The organism is Candidatus Galacturonatibacter soehngenii (assembly GCF_008830185.1).
Taxonomy (GTDB): domain Bacteria; phylum Bacillota; class Clostridia; order Lachnospirales; family Lachnospiraceae; genus Lachnotalea; species Lachnotalea soehngenii.
In genome coordinates this window covers 12,750-33,181 of sequence record NZ_WAGX01000007.1, presented here as the reverse complement: position 1 = coordinate 33,181, position 20,432 = coordinate 12,750, and the positions used below count along the sequence as shown (strand labels likewise).

Sequence of the window (20,432 nt, the reverse complement as noted above, 5' to 3'; positions counted from 1 at the left end):
ATGAAAAAACGAAAGCTTTTATTATGTAGTGTACTTCTTTCGATTACATTATTTTCAAATATATTACCAGCCTTTGCCACAGCCAACACACAATCAGAGCAATCAATTGAGAATACTTCTGAAGAGGAAACTGATTTATCCACAGTGTGGCCTTCTGGCCCACATGTAGAGGCTGAGTCAGCCATATTAATGGATATCAATACAGGAACCATTCTTTATGAAAAGAATATTAATGAAGAGTTTTACCCTGCAAGTACAACCAAGATAATGACCGCACTTCTTGCTCTTGAAAATAGTAGTCTAGATGAGATTGTTACTTTTTCTAAAAATGCTGTATTCTCAATTGAGCGTGGAAGTAGTCATATCGGTATAACCGAAGGGGAACAGCTTACGATGGAGCAGTGTTTATATGGAATTATGCTTGAAAGTGCCAATGAGGTATCAAATGCTGTTGCTGAGCATGTTGGCGGAAGCATTGAGGGCTTTACAGATATGATGAATAAAAAAGCAGAGGAATTGGGATGTAAAAACACACATTTTAGCAATGCAAATGGACTACCTGATGAAACTCATTATTCTTCTTCTTATGATTTAGCTTTAATTGGAAGAGCAGCTATGCAAAATGAAACATTTCGAACCATTACTGCAACAACAACTTATACTATACCGCCTACCAATCTCCAAGAAGAGTCCAGACCCTTATCAAATCACCATAAGATGCTTCCAAAAAGATTATACGCCTATCCAGACTGCATTGGTGGAAAAACAGGTTATACAAATGTTGCTAGACAAACATTAGTAACGTTTGCAAAACGTGGTGACTTAGAATTGGTTTGTGTAATCATGAAGACAGAATCTCCTTTTCAATTTACAGAAACGGCCAAGCTATTTGACTGGGGCTTTGAAAACTTTCAAATATTAAACATATCAGATAACGAAAAAAATTACACGATTCAAAATGCAAGCTTTTATGACACCGAATCAACTATATTTGGAAACACAGATTCTATGATACAGATTAATAAAAATGGTGAAATCATTCTTCCAAATACGGCAGCTTTTTCTGATGCTAAATCTGTTTTAAATTACACGAATGATGGAAGCAACTCATTTGCTACTTTATCCTATTCCTATGGTGGTAAGGAGATTGGCTCAACAACAATTGAATTGACTAATCTTAATATCCCAGATTTTAATTTTAGTACGCAAAAGGATGCTACACCCGAAGAAACAAAATCCAATAATACAGATAAAAAGGTTGTTATTTTTTCAAAAACACAAATCATTGCAACCATTATTATAATATTCGTTTTAATTTTATTACTAATTTTATTCATCTTTTTATTTAGAAACTATCATTTTTTTAGACGCAGGCGAATTAGAAGAAACAGAAGATTGAGTAGAAAATTTAATGACTTTGATTTTAGATAAAGAAGAAAAGTAATTTCATAATTGAAATTACTTTTCTTCTTTAATTATATATTAAATTCACTTGGATGTTCTTTTTTGTTTTTCCTTTTTAACCTTCTCTTTAATCTTAAATCTTCTCTTTTTGTTCGAATTAATAAACCTTCTTCTTCATTAACAGCCTTTATTGTCTTAATGACAAAATATTTATCTTCGTCGTTTTTTTTCATTCTTATTTTACATTTCATATACCCATGTTCTTCACAATAACCTAGTGCATAGTGTATTTTCGAATTAATAGAAAACCATCTAATCTTTCTCTTAAGATTTCGATTACAGCAATGACATTTCATACTAGTGACTTCTTTATCTGACATTGCTTCTTCCTTTGAGGCAAATGCTTTTGAAACATACTTACTATATCTTTTATATTGGATAAAAATCTCATCTTCTCTTGATTGAGGCGGTTTATAATAATCAATTGATTCATTATTCTGTAAAAAATCCGAATCAATTAAACTTAATATTTTTCCAGCATAGTAAGCATCGTATATTGCTTTATGAAAATCATATTCTCGTTTAATATTTAGATAAACAACTGCATATTCTAATGTTCTTTTAGCCTTTGCCTCTTCAAAAAATAGACTAAATACTTTTTGAATATCATAATATTTTAAAGGATAGTTAAATTCATACTTCAAGCCGTAATATTTCATATTTCTTTGAAGTTCTGTTAGATCCATACTTCCCCAAGTCGCAAAAATATAATCTTGTCCACACCATTTAAGAAATGATTGACAGACTTGTGTAAAAGTCTTTGCAGAATTTAATTCCTCCATGTTTAATTGAATGACTTCCTTTGTTTTATAATGAATTTCTCCATATACACATGGTTTAATCAATTCACTAAATTCACTTATTTTATGAAAATTTGAGTCTAGTTTAACCGCACCAATTTCAATTATCTCAAATGGAAGTTTTTTATTTTCATTTTCCTTCCCATCTGGACATTGATTCCATTCCAAATCTAGAACTATATAATTCATACATACACCACCTAAACAATGGTAATCGTGAGAGCTTACTTTAATCTCTCGTGTCATAGTTATTTAGAACATATACATATCTTTATAATGAAAGGAAAGTTCATATAAATTAGAACTTTCCTTTTTATTCATAATGCACTTAACTGGATTCGAACCAGCGGCCTACCGCTTAGGAGGCGGTCGCTCTATCCTACTGAGCTATAAGTGCATAACTGTCAGATTTAATTCCTGTATCGCCATGTCATATCAAGGAAAATATGTTGCCAAATAGCAGCAACATATTTTATTTTATATGCAAATTTGCATAAAGTCAATGATATAATTATAATCTTTTCCTACTACACAGGAAAATTAATTTTTCCTTGCATCCATATAATCCCCTTGAATCTTCTTCCAATTTCAGGTTCACCAACCAGATCCTTCTTATTAATGCAAACATCAAAGGTCATTGCATTTGTATTTAATGTAAGGATATAGATTTCTTCCTGTGTGTAAGTATTTGTCTCAACTTCCATATCAGTAATCTCACCTAATATGGAATATTGATCACATTCTATTCCATAAGGCATAAAATAGGAATCTACAATCGTAAAAACATCCTCATTTAAAATGCGTTTCGATATCATGGTATAAGTATCAATATCTTCTAATGTTAAGCTCTCGATTGCGTCTTCATCACCATTTCTAGCGGCTGCTATTAAAGTGTTTCTATTGATTGATGCCTCTTTTGTATTTTTTAACTGCTTTTCACTTTTACTTATTGGTAGAATTATTGTTCCACTTATTGATAATGCGGAAAGAGTAATCGAAATGTTTTGTTTAGCCAAAGTACCTATTCTTTTTTCATTTATATATTCTGCAATGTTTTGCAGATAAAAAATCAAGGATACTCCTACCTTAACATCATCTACGATACCAGCATAGGATTCTTTTTCAGCATGTTTTTCAACTGAAACATCTTCATTTGTGGTAATACCTTTTCCTTTAAAATATGGATAATAGTAACTTGTACTAAATTCATTATCTTCATTATATTCACCACGAATGTTTATTCCAACACTTTTTGTAAAATCCTTCGATATTTCTGTAAACAAACAACTTTCCTCTATTTCCGCCATTTCTTTTTTATCTGGGCTTTGCATAGCAAAATTCATTAATGAATCTAAATCTTTCTTCTTTTTAATATTACTAAAACCAATTGCTCTTAAGTAACTGTGCACTAAACTCACCTCATTTCACCTAAATCATTCTTTATTTATTTTATTTCCGTTAAACCACCCATATAAGGTACTAGAACCTCTGGAATTTTTACACTTCCATCTGCTTGCTGATAATTTTCTAAGATAGCTGCTGTGGTACGGCCAATGGCTACACCACTACCATTTAGGGTATGAACATATTTTGCTTTATCTTTTATATTATCTTTATACTTTATATTTGCACGTCTTGATTGGAACTCCTCGAAATTACTACAGCTAGATATTTCTACATATCGATTATAGCTAGGCATCCATACTTCAATATCATATTTCATTGCGGCAGTAAATCCTAAATCTCCAATACAAATTTTTACGACGCGGTATGGAAGATTTAATAGCTGTAGTACTTCCTCAGCATCTTTTGTTAACTTTTCTAGCTCTTCATAAGAATCCTCAGGTTTTGTAAACTTTACTAACTCTACTTTGTTAAATTGATGTTGTCTAATTAATCCTCTTGTATCTCTTCCTGCTGATCCTGCTTCTGCTCTAAAACATGCAGTATATGCACAATGAAGAATTGGAAGTTGACTACCATCTAAAATCTGTTCTCTATACATATTGGTAACAGGAACTTCAGCAGTAGGTACCAAAAAATACTCTTTTCCATCACCTAATACTTTATATGCATCTTCTTCAAATTTTGGTAACTGACCTGTTCCAGTCATACTTTCCCTACTTACCATAAAAGGAGGAAATACTTCTGTATACCCATGTTTTTCTGTATGAGTATCTAAGAAAAAGTTCATGATTGCACGTTCTAATCTTGCTCCTGCACCTTTATAAAAAGTAAATCTTGAACCAGATACCTTAGCTGCTGTTTCTGCATCAATTACACCCAAATTAGAACCCAAGTCCCAATGTGCCTTAGGCTCAAATTCAAATTTAGTTGGATCACCAAATTTTCTAATTTCCACATTATCTTCATCCGTTGATCCCTTTGGTACAGATGGATTTGGTATATTAGGAATGGTAAGAAGATAATTATTTAATTCCTTTTCAACAGCTGATACTTCCGATGTAAGTTCTTTTACTTTTTCAGAAAGAACTTTCATTTCTTCTAATACGGAAGCTACATCTTTTCCTTCTTTTTTCATAATAGGAACTTGTTTTGACACTGCATTTTGTTCTGCTTTTAATTTTTCAACTTCTGCTAATAACTGACGTCTCTTTTCATCAATTTCTTTAAACTTACTTAGATCAAAATCCTCATTTCTTGAAGCAAGCGCCTTTTCTACCTCGTCGAAATTATTTCTCAATAACTTAATATCTAACATGATATATTCCTCCTACAAAGCATTTTATCAATACTTTTATTTATTCTTTTATGGTAAAAATAATATACTGTATATGATAGTATATTTTAATTTTCAAGTAAAGATTAATTGAATTTTTAATCCATTTTTCTTAATCAATAACACTTTCTATGAAAATGTTTAAATGCTTTAATAAATCTTTTTCTTGATTTATATTGTTTCCATATTTATCCTTAATAATACTAATAATAGGTCTTTCCTTGAATGTTGAGTTTTGTTTTATTACAATTCCAATCTCTCCTTCATTGGTAATCACCTTAGTACCATTTGGGTAAAGAGCAATAAAATCTAATAAAAGTTTAATATATTTTTCCTCAAATGCAATTCCACTTTTCGCTTTTAAGTTTTCGATGATTTGATAGGTCTTCATTGGTTTACAGCATATTCCACAGAGTAAAGTATCATATTCATCACATATCGATACTATTTGTGTCGTATCTTTTATTTCTTTCTTCTTTAGCGGATAACCACTTCCATCAATTCTTTCATGATGAGACAAAATAATATCTTTACTTTCTGCTGTTAACCAATCTTCATATTCAATTGCCATATATCCATATATCGTATGCTTTTTAAACTCATTTAAATCTTTTCTGGTTAATTCACTCATGATCTTATTTGCATAAGAGATTGGTATATATCGAAAACCAATATCATGTAGAATACTTCCCACGGCAATTGAATGAATTGTTTCCATTTCTAATTTTAATTTTATTGATAATAAAACTGCGAGTGCACAAACATTAATTGAATGCTCATATATATCAGCTTCATGTTCTTTTAAATTCTCTATTTGTTCCACTACATCATCTTCATTCATAATATCAATTATGATTTCATAAGCGATTTCTTTTAATTCGGCTAATTCTGCTCTACTACTATACACATGACGTTCTAATAGATTTCTAACCTTTTCTCTGTAATCTTCAACAATACTATCTTTTGTAATGCTGCTTTTATCTTCTGTATCATCATCGCTGTTGTCATCTCTTATATATACGTATTGAACACCTAATTCCCGTAGTTTTTTTATATATTCTTCCTTTAAGCATGTCCCTTCATAAATAAGAATGATATCACTTCCAATACATACAGGTCTTGCTAAAAACTCGCCACCTTTTAAATCACTCACATTCTTTAACTTCATATCTCCATACTCCGCTTATATTATGTAAACCTTATCATAGAAGACAAACTAACTACATTCCAACATTCCCAACCGCTTCATCTAATGCTTTTCTTTCTTCATCTCCAAGCACAATGTAAGATTCACCATTTATTATCTCTTTAATGTATGTATAACAACCTTCTCTACTATGCATTGCATTGATTATAAAACCATTATTCTTTTCATTTAATAGTGCTACTGCAAAACTTAACTTTCCGCCCATCTCATTAAACGCATCATATTTTACAATACCAACTTTTTTAAATGTAGATAGTAAAACATCGTTAATTTTTTTGATATCATCTTTATTCTTACTATCTGAAACTTTTAGCGTTTCGATTTCACTTAACTTTTCTAATATCATCTTTTCAAGAGATTTTCCATTTTCGCCCTTCATGAAAACATTATATTTCTTTTTTAAATTTCCCAACTTAACCATCAAAATTATAGCAATTATAAAAATCAATAAATCAAAGACCGCAAAACCAATTAATAAGTAAAGTGGTTCTAAGTAAATATTATAATCCAAAACATTTAAATTCATTTCATCCTCCGCTTATAAAAACCTTAGCTTTCTATCGATTGTAGTAAATCAAAAATTCTTTCTAATTCATCATTCGAATAAAACTCTATTTCTATTTTTCCCTTATTATTGCTTTTCTGATTAATTTTAACTTTTGTTCCAACTATAGATGTTATTTTATCCTCTATGTTTTTAAATATAAAATCATTATTATTATTTTCTTTTATTGTGGTATTTTCGACCTTTTCCGAGGTTATTTTTTTTATTAATTTTTCCGTTTCTCTTACACTTAATTTTTCATCAAAAATACGATTAGCTAGATGGTATTGTAAATCATTGTCTTCAATTACTATTAGAGTCCTCGCATGTCCTGTTGATATTTTATCATCAATCACCATTTGTTGAACTCTATCATCTAATTTTAATAACCGAAGCGAATTTGTAACCGCAGTTCTACTTTTGGACACTCTTTCTGCTATCTCATCCTGCTTTAAGTTAAATTGTTGAATTAACTTTTTGTAAGCTAAAGCTTCTTCTATTGGATTTAAATTTTCTCTTTGTATGTTTTCAATTAAAGAAATTTCTAATATTTCTTGTTCGGTATATTTTTTTATAACAACAGGTACTTCTTTTAGACCAGCTAATTTAGCTGCTCTCCATCTTCTTTCTCCTGCTATTATTTCATAGTATCCATCTCTCTCCTGAACTACTAACGGCTGTATAATACCAAATTGTTTTATTGAATCCGAAAGTTCAAGCAAAGCATCTTCTTCAAAATTTTTTCTTGGTTGTTCTCTATTTGGTTCTATTTTAGTTATTTTTATTTTCTTTTCGACTGGCTTTTCAACTACTTTTTCAATTACTTTTGATTTATCATCTTTCATAACTGTTTCGGGTATTAAAATATCTAAACCTTTTCCAAGACCTTTTGTTTTTACTGCCACGGTTTATTCCTCCTCTCCTCTATGTATTACTTCTTCTGCTAATAACTTATAACTTTCAGCTCCAGCAGATTTTGCATCATATAAATTAATAGGAAGTCCATGACTTGGAGCCTCTGCTAATCTTATATTACGCGGAATAATTGTTTTATAAATGGCTTGTTTTAAATTTGCTTTTACATTTTCAACCACTTGCAAGGATAAGTTTGTTCTTGCATCATACATTGTAAATACTACACCTTCAATTTCTAGTTTTGGATTCAATCGTGTTTTTACTAAATTGATTGTTCTTATTAACTGTGATAGACCTTCTAATGCATAATATTCACATTGAATAGGTACCAGTACTGTATCTGCTGTAGTCATAGCGTTTACTGTTAACATATTTAAAGATGGCGGACAATCAATTAATATAAAATCGAAATCATCTTTAATCGAATCTACAGCCTTTTTCATTATATATTCTTTTTCGTTAATTCCTATCAATTCAATTTCAGCCGCTGCTAAATCAACATTGGATGGGATTACATACAAATTTTCCATAATACTATCTTGCATACACTCTTTGATTTCACATTGCCCTAACATTAGTTCATAAATCGTGTTTTCGATAGAGTTTTTATCTAATCCTAATCCACTAGTGGTATTTCCCTGGGGATCAATATCTATTGTTAATACTTTTTTTCCGAGTTCCGCTAAATAGGCGGATAAATTTATTGTGGTGGTCGTTTTTCCTACTCCACCTTTTTGGTTAGCAACTGCAATAATTCTTCCCATTTGAATCCCCTTTCTTAAATTTTTAATCACTTTTTTTATTATATCACCTTTTTATTTTATTAGCCATAGGTAAATATAATGTTTCACGTGAAACATTATATTTATTTTTAGTTTAAATATTATTTTAAATTATACATATAAGAGGAAAGAAAATATAAATTAATTTTCTTTCCTCTTATATGTTTCACGTGAAACATTATACAGTAATAATATTATTTTTTATTGCAAATACAGCAGCTTGTGTACGATCTGCAACAGTAATCTTTTTAAATATATTCGAAACGTGATTTTTAACCGTTCTTTCACTTATGTTTAATTTTGATGCAATTTCTTTATTAAACATACCTTCAGCTAATAATTTTAAAACTTCAAATTCTCTTCTTGTTAAACACTCTATCTTCTTTTCATCTTCATTTCTATTAATCAAACGTGAGTTTAACATAGGAGATAGCTTTGGTTGAATATATGTTTCACCTTCATTAACACAATATATTGCCTTCTTTAATTCATCCGAATCGGAATCTTTTAACATATATCCATTAATACCTATATCCACTGCCTTAACTAGATACTCTACTTCATTATGAATCGTAAGAACAATAACTTTTGTATTATCCTTTCTTTCTCTCATAATTTTCAAAACTTCCAAACCATTCATTGTAGGCATATTAATATCTAAAAGTAATACATCAACATCCATGTTTTTTAATAATTCTAGACACTGTGTACCATCTCCAGCTTGTCCCACTACTTTAATATCTTTATCCAATTCCAATAACTGAATAAGCCCTTCCCTTACCATTACGTGATCATCAACAACTGCTATGTTTATTGGCATCCTTTCTTTCCTCCCTGAAACATTTAGGAACTTTAACATAAATCATAGTTCCTTTATCCTTATTTGATTCAAATTTTATTAAACCTGATAAAAGATAGACTCTTTCTCTCATCATGGATAATCCAAAGCCAGATTTTGATTCATATTTAATATGATTGTCTTTTGGTATTTCAAATCCTTTACCATTGTCTTTGATGTAAACTTCAATATTATCCTTACTATATTCTATCTTTACATAAAATTCTGTAAATTCTGAATGCTTTAATGCATTATTACAGGCTTCCTGAATAATACGAACTAAAGTTATTTGAACAATTTGATCTACATTGGTACTGTCACCAATTACATCATAGCTTACTTTAATACCATTTTCTTTTATATTAACGAGTTCCCTTTCAATTATAACATCAATTCCAATATCATCAAATGCCATAGGTCTTAAATTATATATTATATTTCTCATCTCATCAATGATTTCCCGAATACTGTTAGATATTGTCATTAACTCTAGTTTTGCTCTTATATTATCTATATCCATTATTTTTAGTGTAAATTCAGATTTATGAATCATATTTGTTAATTTTTGAATAACCGTATCATGAATATCTCTGGCAATTCTTTTTCTTTCAAACTCTTGGCTTCTTAATATTTCAATTTTACTTGTATTATTATAATCATTAAAATAATCAATATTCTCATTTTCATTTATCTGTAAGTGATTTATTTTTTTTATTGTATTTTCTATATAAAGTAATCGACTGTTTAATTCCTCATTTTCTTTTAATAGCACTTCGAGTTCAACTTTTAATTTATTTAATTTCTCATCATTTTCTACTATGGAATAACTAGGCTTAAATATATTTTGGTCACAAGATAATTCATTTTCTAAATTTTCTATATTAGACTTAACTACGTCAATACATTTCAAATTACGATTATAGTTTGATTCTATTTTTTCCTTCTCATGTACAAAATCAATATACATTTCAGAAATAAAATCGTTTAACTTATCAAAAGATATTTTTCCTATCCCGTCTGATTTATTTTTATCCCTCATTTTATCTCCTAATTATATTTTTTATCACATAGTATTATTTTACTTCATTTTCGACATTTTTTAAATAAAAATTTGATTAACTTTCATAATATAACATATTTCTTAAGATATTTAAAAAAAGGTAATAAAATTATATTTGTATATAGCAGTAGAATGAACTATAATATAACTTATCAGAATACAAAACAAAATCTTTCTAGAGTGCTCTGTACATAGAGAAAAAAATCTCCTATTACTTACAGTAAGCCAAATGAAGATAATATTAATAAAGGAGTTTGAGTCTATGAGTATAAAAAACAAGATGAAATATGCATTTTTATTTGGAACTGCAACTGCATTAACTGTATCTATTGTAAATAAAATCATTTATGTTTCGGCGACTTTAAAAAATAATGTTTCTCCTGTAAAGGGAAATTATTATAATTGGAGATTTGGTAAAGTTTTTTACACCAAACAAGGAACGGGTTCTCCTCTTTTGTTAATTCATGATTTGGATGTTTCCTCTTCTTCATTAGAATGGAAGGAAGTTATAAAGAAATTATCGCTAAATCATACCGTTTACACACTAGATTTGCTTGGTTGTGGATTATCTGATAAACCATATTTAACTTACACAAATTATCTTTATGTACAATTGATATCAGATTTTATTAAAAATATTATTGGCCATAAAACAAATGTAATTGCAAGCGGATCTTCGTCTTCCTTTACACTAATGGCTTGTCATAATGATTCAAATTTATTCCATAAAATTATGGTTATAAATCCACAGGACTTATATCAATTAAACTTTGCTCCAAGTAAAAAAAGTATTAGTCTTAAAATACTATTTGACTCTCCAATAATAGGTACTCTTATATATAATATATTGTTTTCTCGAAAGCATGTAAAAGAAAACCTAACCAAAAAGTTTAATGTCTATTCTAGTAAAATTGCAAATTACTTAGATTTATTTTATGAATCGGCACATTTGCAAAATTGCCAAGGAAAATACTTATTCGCTAGTATAAAAGGTTGTTATACAAATGTAAACATTATACATGCACTAAAAGAAATTAATAATAGTATTTATATAATTGGAGGACAAAATTACACAAATATCAAAACTATAATAGAAAACTATTCTTATTATAATCCATCCATTGAAAATTATATTATTGATCAAACAAAATATTATCCTCATATAGAAAAACCAAGTATATTTTTCGATCAAATAAATGTATTTTTTGATAATAATTAAAATATTTTTCTATAAACTTTTCTATTAGAAAAAAAGCTGTTGCAACTTGCAACAGCCTTTTTTAAATAATAGGACTTTTTGTTGGTACTCCCGCTTTTCTAGGATATTTCATAGGAGTCTGATTCTTTTTATTAATCACAACAAATGCTCTTTCTATATCTGAATTAGGTAATTGAAATAAAACTTCTTTTTCAATATTACCTCCTAATACATGAATTGCTTTTTTTGAGCCTTCTAATTCCTCTTCAATTCTTCCTGATTTATAAGGAATAAAATTTCCACCAATCTTAACATATGGCATACAATACTCTGATAACGTTGCAAGGTTTGCAACTGCTCTTGATACGCATAAATCAAATTGTTCTCTATATTCTTTTTCTTTTGAAAAATCTTCAGCTCTTCCATGTATTGTCTTAATTCTATCTAAATTAAGCTTTTTAATTACCTCATCTAGAAACTGAATCCTTTTATTTAACGAATCAAGTAATACAACTTCAATAGAGGGAAATACAATCTTTATAGGAATTCCAGGAAATCCTGCCCCTGTTCCAATATCTATTAATTTAAGATTATCTTTACCGTTTAATTCAATTGCTTTTACAATTGCTAAACTATCAACAAAATGTTTCTGCATCACATCATTAAATTCTGTTATCGCAGTTAAATTCATTACTTTATTCCATCCAACTAATAATTCATAATAAGTAATAAATTGATTAACTTGCTCGTTTGTTAGTTCAATTTTAAGATGCTTGGTTCCTTCTAGTAACTTTTCAACATTATAATTATTCATCTAAACCTCACTGATTACGATTTCTTAATTGCTCCATAAATACCAACAAAACAGATATATCTGCGGGGGTAACTCCTGATATACGAGAGGCTTGTCCAATTGAAACTGGTTTGAATAAATTCAATTTTTGCTTTGCCTCAATTCTTAATCCATTGATCTGATTAAAATCAAAATTCTCAGGTATTTTTTTCTTCTCAATTTTTTTAAATTGTTCTACCTGTTTTAATTGTCTTTTAATATACCCCTCATATTTTATTTGAATATTAACCTGCTCTGTTATTTTTTCATCTAATATTTCTCTGTTTTTATCAATAGGTGCTATCACATCATAAGATAACTCAGGCCTTTTTATTAACTCAGCCAAATCTGTTCCTGAGTTTAAAGGTGTACTTTCATACTTATCTAATAATTCCAAAACTTCATCAGATGTTCCAACAAATGTATTTTCAAGTCTCTCTATTTCTTCTTTAATCTTTTTTTCTAATTCGAGTATATGTTTATATTTTTCGTCATTTACTAAACCAACCTTGTTTCCTATTCCAGCTAACCGAAAAATAGCATTATCTTGTCTTAATAAAAGTCGGTACTCTGCCCTTGATGTCATCATTCGATATGGCTCTCTATTTTCTTTTGTTACCAAATCATCAATTAATACACCAATGTAAGCTTGTGAACGATCAATTACAATCATCTCTTTTCCTAAGACATTTAAAGCAGCATTGATTCCTGCTATTAATCCCTGTGCCGCTGCCTCTTCATATCCAGAACTACCATTAAATTGTCCTCCACTAAATAAACCTTTTATATGCTTAAACTCTAGAGTCGGATTTAACTGTCTTGCATTAATGCAGTCGTATTCAATTGCATATCCATTTTTAACAATCTTGGCATTCTCAAGTCCACTGACACTTCGATACATTTTATATTGAACATCTTCTGGTAAAGAACTTGACATTCCTCCCACATACATTTCATTGGTATATAGCCCTTCAGGTTCAAGAAATACCTGATGTCTACTCTTATCTGCAAATTTAACAACTTTATCCTCTATAGAAGGACAATATCTTGGACCTGTTCCTTCGATGATACCTGCATAAATTGGTGATCGATCTAAATTATCTTTTATAATCTCATGGGTTTTCTCATTTGTATAAGTTAACCAACATGATTCTTGCTCAATCTGAACCTCTTGCGGTTTCGTATCAAAAGAAAAAGGTACTACTTTTTCATCTCCAAATTGTTCCTCCATTTTACTAAAATCAATAGATCTTTTATCAATTCGAGCAGGAGTTCCAGTTTTGAAACGAAACATCTCTATTCCATTTTTTTTAAGAGAATCCGATAAATAATTAGCGGCCTGTAATCCATTTGGTCCAGTGTAATTAATTACTTCACCATATAAACATCTAGAACTTAGATATGTTCCTGTACATAATACTACAGCCTTACAATTATAAATCGCTCCAGAAAATGTCTTAACACCTCTAATTATACCGTCTTCTACCACTATTTCTGTTACTTCTGCTTGTTTTATCGTAAGATGATCGGTATTTTCTAAAACCATTCTCATACTCTTACTATATTCTGCTTTATCGGCTTGTGCTCGAAGAGAATGTACGGCAGGCCCTTTGGACTTATTTAACATTTTTGATTGGATAAAAGTTTTATCTATGTTTTTACCCATTTCTCCACCCAAAGCATCAATTTCTCGAACCAAATGTCCTTTTGAGCTACCACCAATATTTGGGTTACATGGCATAAGTGCTATACTTTCTACACTTACTGTAAAAATAATGGTTTCAAGTCCCAACCTTGAACATGCCAATGCAGCTTCACACCCCGCATGCCCAGCACCGACAACAACAATATCATAATTTTCTATTAACGTTGACATACTTATATCTCCTTTTATCTATACGGAAATATTACTTACCCATACAGAACTTACTAAATATCTGATTTACTAAATCGTCCTCTACTGCCTCACCAATTACTTGTCCAAGTTGTTCATAAGCATCCATTAGATCAATCGAATAAAAATCTTCAGGCATTTCGTCCAAAACACTGTTTTTTACAAGCTTTAGACTTTCAAAGGCTCCTTTTATTAAGTTTTTTTGGCGTACATTCGTTATATATACTTCATCATTAAATTCAATTTTTCCATGGAAGAACATATTCTTAATTGTTTCACCTAAACTATCAATTCCATCATTTTCTTTTACTGATACGGGAATTACTACATTATCCGTTTTTTCCTCAATCATTTTTTTTGTTGTTAACATATCAAGGTCTATTTTATTCAATAAAATAATTGCTTTTCTATCTTTTAATAACTTAAATATTTGTTCATCATTTTCATCTAAATACGTGGATGAATCAACAACATAAATAATTAAATCAGCATCGTTTGCATATCTAATTGACTTTTCAACTCCGATTTTCTCAACTATATCTTCTGTTTCTCTTATTCCTGCAGTATCAATTATATTTAAACTAACCCCATTTATATTTATATTCTCTTCAATAATATCTCTTGTTGTACCTGCTATATTCGTTACTATTGCCTTTTCTTCTCCAACTAGATAATTTAACAAAGATGATTTACCTACATTTGGTTTACCTATGATAACTGTTTTTATACCTTCTTTTAATAGCTTACCATCATCTGCTTTTTTTAGCATTACAGTTAACTTATCTAATACTTGATCCAAAACCTCAACTAGTTGATTATTATACCCATCTAAACTAATATGTTCTGGATCATCAAGTGCTGACTCTATAAATGCAATATGATAAATTAATATCTCTCTTATTCTTATGATTTCCTCATGAATTGAACCTTTTAATTGATTCAAAGAATTTTTTAAAGCAAATTTATTTTTTGAATTAATCACGTCAATAACTGCCTCAGCCTGTGATAAATCAATTCTTCCATTTAAAAAAGCTCTTTTTGTAAATTCACCTGGTTCTGCACATCTAGCTCCATTTTTAATAACTGTTTCTAAAACTCTTTGTACAACTAATATTCCACCGTGACAATCTATTTCAACTGTATCTTCTTTTGTATAACTGTTTGGTCCCTTCATAATAAGAACCATAACCTCATCAATTAACTCTTCTTCATCCAAAATATAACCATAATGTATGGTATGTGTTTGCATATTTGCTAACTTCTTATCATTCTTTATGGATTTAAAAACTTTATCTACAATTGGAATTGCATCCTCACCACTGATTCTTACAATTCCGATTCCAGAGTTACTCATTGCTGTTGCAATTGCAGCAATTGTATCATGATTCATTTTAATTCCTCCAATTACGCAGATTTATTTCATCTGCCTAACATACGAATAGGAACAGTCTTTTGACTGTCCCCATTTAATATAATTATTTTAGTGTTACTACCACACGTCTATATGGTTCTTCACCCTCACTATGTGTTACTACATACTTATCATTTTGTAATGCAGAGTGAATCACTCTTCTTTCATATGGATTCATAGGTTCCAATGAAACTGGACGCTTTGTTCTTTTTACCTTGTAAGATATGTTGTGTGCAAGATTCTCCAAGGTCTCTTTTCTTCTTTTTCTATAATTTTCTGTATCTAATTTAACTCTTAAATAGTTTTCGCTATTTTTATTTGCTACTAAACTAATTAAATATTGCAGCGAATCTAGGGTTTGTCCTCTTTTTCCAATTAAAACTCCCATATCTTCACCCTTAAGTTCAATATCTAAGTTATTATTTATCTCATCAAGATTAGTTATGATTTCAACAACCATATTCATAGAATCAAAAACATTATTTAAAAATTCTTTTACATAATCTTCTACAGTAAATTTCTTTCTTGCTTTTATGACAGCCGGTTTACTGTTAAAACCTAAAAATCCTGTACTACCTTTTTCAAGAACTTCATATTCAATCATATCACTAGTTGTTTCTAGTTTAATTAATGCTTCCGTAATTGCATCATCTACTGTTTTTGCGGAAATCTTGATGTAATCCATTGTAATACCCCCTATTTAGTATTTTTTTCGTTGAATTGCTTCACCATATTGGCTTTTTCTCTAATACTTCCTGGTTTTGCCTTCCCTGTACTAACCGATTGGCTTGTCTCATTTGCTTTGCTCTGTTTATTATCTTGTGATTTTGCCACATTCTTTATCGGTGTTTCTATACTTCTAACATTCGTTTTCGCTGATGCCGAAATCTGAGGAAGTCCTTGTCTCTCTCTTTTTTTATTTACCTTATCAAGATTCTTTTTAATCAAATCATCAAGATCGATACTATCCATATACTTGTTAATTACTAATTGTTGTATACAACGAAAAACTGAACCCGCAATCCAATATAAACCTAAACCTGATGGCAATGTAAATGACATAACTGCCGACATGACAGGCATCATAACATTCATTGTTTTCATAGAATTTGCCATAGGATTTTCCTCTGCATTTGAAGGGGTCTGAGGCTGAGGCATAAGTTTAACATTTAACCATTGTGTTAATCCAGATAAAATAGGTATTAATATTGCAACGGATAACAAATTCGTAATTGGAGCATCGGAAATATTAATTCCACCTAAGAAACTATTCATATGTGACATCTTATCCGCTGTTTGCTCAATAACAGTTGATAAATTTGGAAACTTATCCGCTAAGTTAGCCCAATCCGATGAATTAAATTTATATAATACGTCAATTATTGTTTCTACCTTTAAATAATCAAACTTATCAGGATTAACATTTTTACCTTTTCCTATTTCCTCCATAATAGCCTGATAACCACTTGTTGACATAATTCCAGTTACCAACGCATCATACGTATTCTTTACACTAATTACATACGCAGGTATATTATTAATTACCTGATATAGAGCAAATAAAATAGGCATTTGTATAATAAGCTGTAAACATCCACCTGTTGGAGATGTTCCATATTTTCTATAAACTGCCTTTGTTTCTTCATTCATAGCCATCATTGACTGTTGATCTTGTTTACCCTTGTACTTTTTTTGTATAGCCTGAATTTCAGGATTCATCTTTGCAGAAAGTTTTGAAAACTTTTGCTGTTTTATTGTTAAGGGTATCATTAATGTATATACAATAAAAGTAAATAATATGATACATAAACCTATATTTTCTATATTAAAAGCACTACTTAAAAAAGCAAATATTGCATTCATGAGCCAACCAAGAACTCTTGCTACTTCACCAATAATAGGCGTACTACTTTGTGTTGCTAACATACCAATCACTTATTATCCTCCTTATTTATGGGACAGGGTCATAACCGCCTTCTGCAAACGGATTACACCTTAATATTCTTTTAAAGGTCAAATATGTCCCCTTTAATGCACCATATTTTTCAATTGCCTCTATTCCATACTGGGAACATGTTGGTGTATAGATGCAATGACTATACAATTGAAATGGTGATATATATTTCTTATATAATTTAATTAACCAAATAAATATTTTTTTCATTTCTATCATCTCTTTACAATATTATGAATTTTTCCCAAATGTAATAAAGAACTTTCGATATCTTGATACTTTTTTTCTTTTGCAGCTACTCGAATTACAATTACAATATCCAAACCCGATTTAAACTTTTCTTCATTCAATCTGTAGCTTTCTCTTACCAATCTAGTTAACCTATGTCTAACTATACTATTTCCTACCTTTTTACTGGCAGATATTCCAATCCGATTCCTTGTTGTATTATTTTCCAATACATACATTACCAAATGTTTGTTTGCATAAGATTTTCCTTTCTTATACAACACTTGAAAATCCCTATTTTTCTTTAAGCTTTCAGAAAATTCCACTCTTTTATCAATCCAATCCACAGATTCTTCAGATAGGATAAAGTGTGATAAATCACACTACACTCCCACGCGAGATGAAAATCAGCCATTATAAACCATGCACGCATTGCCTTTTTTATAATAGGAAATTGCATTGCAATTTCCTATTATAAAAAAGGCCACATACTTGCGGCCTACGCTGATAATTTTTTTCTTCCTTTTGCACGTCTTGCTGCTAATACTTTTCTTCCGCCTGGAGTACTCATTCTAGCTCTAAAACCATGAACTTTTGATCTTTGTCTCTTTTTAGGTTGGAATGTCATCTTCATATTTTGGCACCTCCTTTGAATAATAACCTAATATCTATCGTCTTTATAGAAATTCATTTCTATAATCTCTTTGAAATTCATTACTTGCCTATATGAATTCCACCATAATATAAGGTCTACATAATAGTAGTCATGTTAAAAAACATCATTCTAATTATATTCAATAAAGTACATTGCGTCAAGTAAATAGAAAATATTTTTTATATTTTTTTATTACCAATGTTTTACACTATCCACTTTTTACACATGTGATTTACATAATATTTATCCACATAATGTGTATAACATGTGGAAAACTTTTTTCTATCTTGTGAATAACTTGTCCATAACTCATTTTTTTCTTGATTTTAAGCATGTTTACAATGTTGATTAACTTATCCATTTATTAACATGAACTCACACTTCTATGTTAAAAACTTGTTTACCTAATGTGAATTAATGTGATTTGTTATTTTTTTTCGATTGATAATTTATTTGTTTTAGTTTAATATAGAGTAGAGATATTTTACTTCACAATGTTAGGGAGATTAGAAATGGATTTAATAGTTGAAAAATGGGAAGATATACTAAATCAGGTGCGTCACGAACATGAACTGACTGATATTTCATTTAAGACATGGTTATTACCTTTAAGGGTACATGCAGTAGTGAATAATACAGTCACTATTGTTGTGCCTTTAGAAAATGCCGCTCTTTCCTATATTAATAATAAATATTCTTTGCCTCTAAAAGTAGCAATTGCCGAAATTACAGGCTTTGAATATGAAATAGAATTTGTGTTAGAAAAAAATATAGAAAAAGTTGAACCAAAAACTCATATCATACCTACTTTAAATCAGAACATAGAAAAAGCTAATCTTAATCCTAGATATACATTCGACACATTCGTAGTAGGTGGAAATAATAGTTTCGCTCACGCTGCATCTTTAGCCGTTGCAGAATCACCAGGTGAAGTATACAATCCTCTCTTTTTATACGGAGGAGTTGGTCTTGGTAAAACTCACTTGATGCATTCGATTGCTCATTTTATTTTACAACAAAAACCTGAGACCAAGGTATTATATGTTACTAGTGAATTTTTTACTAACGAGCTGATTGAGGCAATTCGAAATGGAAATAATACCGCAATGAGCAAGTTTAGAGAAAAATATAGAAGCATTGATGTTCTATTAATTGACGACGTTCAATTTATTATTGGTAAAGAAAGTACACAGGAAGAATTCTTCCATACTTTTAATGATCTTCATGGAGCAAAACGACAAATTATTTTGTCCAGTGATAAACCGCCAAAAGATATGGAAACGCTAGAGGCTAGACTTCGTTCACGATTTGAATGGGGTCTTATTGCTGATATTTCTTCACCAGATTATGAAACACGTATGGCAATACTTCGTAAAAAAGAAGAACTTGATGGCTATAATATTGATGATGAAGTTATTAAATATATTGCAACGAATATCAAATCTAACATTCGAGAATTAGAAGGAGCTTTGAACAAACTAATTGCATGTGCAAAATTAGAGAAAAAAGAAATAACGGTTGATCTTGCCCAAAAAGCATTACAAGATATTATTTCTCCAGATGCACCAAAAGAAATTACCCCTCAATTAATTATTAATACTGTTGCAGAACATTATAATATTTCTCCTTCTGATTTAGCATCTACTAAACGTAATGCAGAAATAGTTCTTCCTAGACAAATTGCAATGTATTTATGTCGTGATATGACAAGCACCCCTTTAAAAGCAATTGGTGGTTTCCTTGGTAAAAAAGATCATACAACTGTCATTCATGGAGCAGATAAAATTTCGAATGAAATAAAAACAAATGAATCCCTTAGCAATGCAATTGATATCATTAAGAAAAAAATCAACCCTAATTGAGATTTTTAAGGATGTTATAAACAATTTTTAACAGTTATACACATTTTT

20 protein-coding genes and 1 tRNA gene are annotated in these 20,432 nt (G+C 29.9%); 3 read left to right on the top strand and 18 right to left on the bottom strand.

The window, feature by feature from the left end; genetic code table 11:
• Complete coding sequence (locus F7O84_RS14950; RefSeq protein ID WP_151147055.1) at nt 1–1,431, top strand: D-alanyl-D-alanine carboxypeptidase family protein; 1,431 nt, start codon at nt 1–3, stop codon at nt 1,429–1,431.
• A 44-nt stretch (nt 1,432–1,475) separates the two neighbouring features.
• On the opposite strand, the gene F7O84_RS14945 is transcribed toward F7O84_RS14950, so the two are convergent.
• The 10 genes from F7O84_RS14945 to F7O84_RS14900 form a co-directional block, all read right to left on the bottom strand.
• Nucleotides 1,476–2,453, bottom strand: coding sequence for a 3'-5' exonuclease (locus tag F7O84_RS14945; protein WP_151147052.1), 978 nt, complete (start codon nt 2,451–2,453; stop codon nt 1,476–1,478).
• A gap of 134 nt (nt 2,454–2,587) precedes the next feature.
• Nucleotides 2,588–2,661, bottom strand: a tRNA-Arg gene (locus tag F7O84_RS14940).
• A gap of 130 nt (nt 2,662–2,791) precedes the next feature.
• Nucleotides 2,792–3,682, bottom strand: a complete 891-nt coding sequence (locus F7O84_RS14935; protein WP_320411230.1) for a DUF3881 family protein — start codon at nt 3,680–3,682, stop codon at nt 2,792–2,794.
• A gap of 26 nt (nt 3,683–3,708) precedes the next feature.
• Nucleotides 3,709–4,986 carry a serine--tRNA ligase gene (serS, locus tag F7O84_RS14930; protein ID WP_151147049.1) on the bottom strand — a complete coding sequence of 426 codons (1,278 nt, stop codon included), beginning with the start codon at nt 4,984–4,986 and terminating at the stop codon, nt 3,709–3,711.
• Nucleotides 4,987–5,116: 130 nt separating this feature from the next.
• Complete coding sequence (locus F7O84_RS14925) at nt 5,117–6,172, bottom strand: HD-GYP domain-containing protein (protein ID WP_151147046.1); 1,056 nt, start codon at nt 6,170–6,172, stop codon at nt 5,117–5,119.
• Nucleotides 6,173–6,224: 52 nt separating this feature from the next.
• Nucleotides 6,225–6,737, bottom strand: a complete 513-nt coding sequence (locus tag F7O84_RS14920) for a DUF4446 family protein (RefSeq protein WP_151147043.1) — start codon at nt 6,735–6,737, stop codon at nt 6,225–6,227.
• Nucleotides 6,738–6,760: 23 nt separating this feature from the next.
• Nucleotides 6,761–7,660 (bottom strand): ParB/RepB/Spo0J family partition protein, encoded by a 900-nt coding sequence (locus F7O84_RS14915; protein ID WP_151147040.1) that lies wholly within the window; start codon nt 7,658–7,660, stop codon nt 6,761–6,763.
• A gap of 3 nt (nt 7,661–7,663) precedes the next feature.
• Nucleotides 7,664–8,434, bottom strand: a complete 771-nt coding sequence (locus tag F7O84_RS14910) for a ParA family protein (protein ID WP_151147037.1) — start codon at nt 8,432–8,434, stop codon at nt 7,664–7,666.
• Nucleotides 8,435–8,630: 196 nt separating this feature from the next.
• Nucleotides 8,631–9,272: a response regulator gene (locus tag F7O84_RS14905; RefSeq protein ID WP_151147034.1), complete on the bottom strand. Its 642-nt coding sequence runs from the start codon at nt 9,270–9,272 to the stop codon at nt 8,631–8,633.
• Nucleotides 9,247–10,329 carry a sensor histidine kinase gene (locus tag F7O84_RS14900; protein WP_151147031.1) on the bottom strand — a complete coding sequence of 361 codons (1,083 nt, stop codon included), beginning with the start codon at nt 10,327–10,329 and terminating at the stop codon, nt 9,247–9,249. Before F7O84_RS14900 ends, F7O84_RS14905 begins: the two co-directional genes overlap by 26 nt.
• A gap of 283 nt (nt 10,330–10,612) precedes the next feature.
• On the opposite strand from F7O84_RS14900, the gene F7O84_RS14895 reads away from it, so the two are divergent.
• The gene (locus F7O84_RS14895; protein WP_243140909.1) at nt 10,613–11,569 is read left to right on the top strand and encodes an alpha/beta hydrolase; all 957 of its coding nucleotides are present in this window, start codon (nt 10,613–10,615) and stop codon (nt 11,567–11,569) included.
• A gap of 61 nt (nt 11,570–11,630) precedes the next feature.
• Here the strand turns inward: F7O84_RS14895 and rsmG are convergent, their stop codons facing one another.
• The 8 genes from rsmG to rpmH form a co-directional block, all read right to left on the bottom strand.
• A complete protein-coding gene (gene rsmG / locus F7O84_RS14890; protein WP_151147028.1) occupies nt 11,631–12,362 on the bottom strand; it encodes a 16S rRNA (guanine(527)-N(7))-methyltransferase RsmG in 732 nt (243 codons plus the stop codon).
• A 7-nt stretch (nt 12,363–12,369) separates the two neighbouring features.
• The gene (gene mnmG, locus F7O84_RS14885) at nt 12,370–14,256 is read right to left on the bottom strand and encodes a tRNA uridine-5-carboxymethylaminomethyl(34) synthesis enzyme MnmG (protein WP_151147025.1); all 1,887 of its coding nucleotides are present in this window, start codon (nt 14,254–14,256) and stop codon (nt 12,370–12,372) included.
• 31 nt (nt 14,257–14,287) lie between these two features.
• Nucleotides 14,288–15,664 (bottom strand): tRNA uridine-5-carboxymethylaminomethyl(34) synthesis GTPase MnmE, encoded by a 1,377-nt coding sequence (mnmE, locus tag F7O84_RS14880; protein WP_151147022.1) that lies wholly within the window; start codon nt 15,662–15,664, stop codon nt 14,288–14,290.
• 85 nt (nt 15,665–15,749) lie between these two features.
• Nucleotides 15,750–16,370, bottom strand: a complete 621-nt coding sequence (gene jag, locus F7O84_RS14875; RefSeq protein WP_151147019.1) for an RNA-binding cell elongation regulator Jag/EloR — start codon at nt 16,368–16,370, stop codon at nt 15,750–15,752.
• Between the two features lie 11 nt (nt 16,371–16,381).
• On the bottom strand, nt 16,382–17,611 hold the full coding sequence (locus F7O84_RS14870; protein ID WP_320411234.1) for a YidC/Oxa1 family membrane protein insertase: 1,230 nt from the start codon (nt 17,609–17,611) through the stop codon (nt 16,382–16,384).
• A 25-nt stretch (nt 17,612–17,636) separates the two neighbouring features.
• Entirely contained in the window at nt 17,637–17,849 is a 213-nt protein-coding gene (gene yidD / locus F7O84_RS14865; protein ID WP_192451780.1) for a membrane protein insertion efficiency factor YidD, read from the bottom strand.
• 5 nt (nt 17,850–17,854) lie between these two features.
• Nucleotides 17,855–18,193 carry a ribonuclease P protein component gene (gene rnpA / locus F7O84_RS14860; protein ID WP_151148063.1) on the bottom strand — a complete coding sequence of 113 codons (339 nt, stop codon included), beginning with the start codon at nt 18,191–18,193 and terminating at the stop codon, nt 17,855–17,857.
• Nucleotides 18,194–18,366: 173 nt separating this feature from the next.
• On the bottom strand, nt 18,367–18,501 hold the full coding sequence (gene rpmH / locus F7O84_RS14855; RefSeq protein ID WP_094378920.1) for a 50S ribosomal protein L34: 135 nt from the start codon (nt 18,499–18,501) through the stop codon (nt 18,367–18,369).
• Nucleotides 18,502–19,034: 533 nt separating this feature from the next.
• Here rpmH and dnaA point away from each other — a divergent pair.
• Nucleotides 19,035–20,384 carry a chromosomal replication initiator protein DnaA gene (gene dnaA / locus F7O84_RS14850; RefSeq protein WP_151147012.1) on the top strand — a complete coding sequence of 450 codons (1,350 nt, stop codon included), beginning with the start codon at nt 19,035–19,037 and terminating at the stop codon, nt 20,382–20,384.
• Nucleotides 20,385–20,432 lie beyond the last annotated feature (48 nt).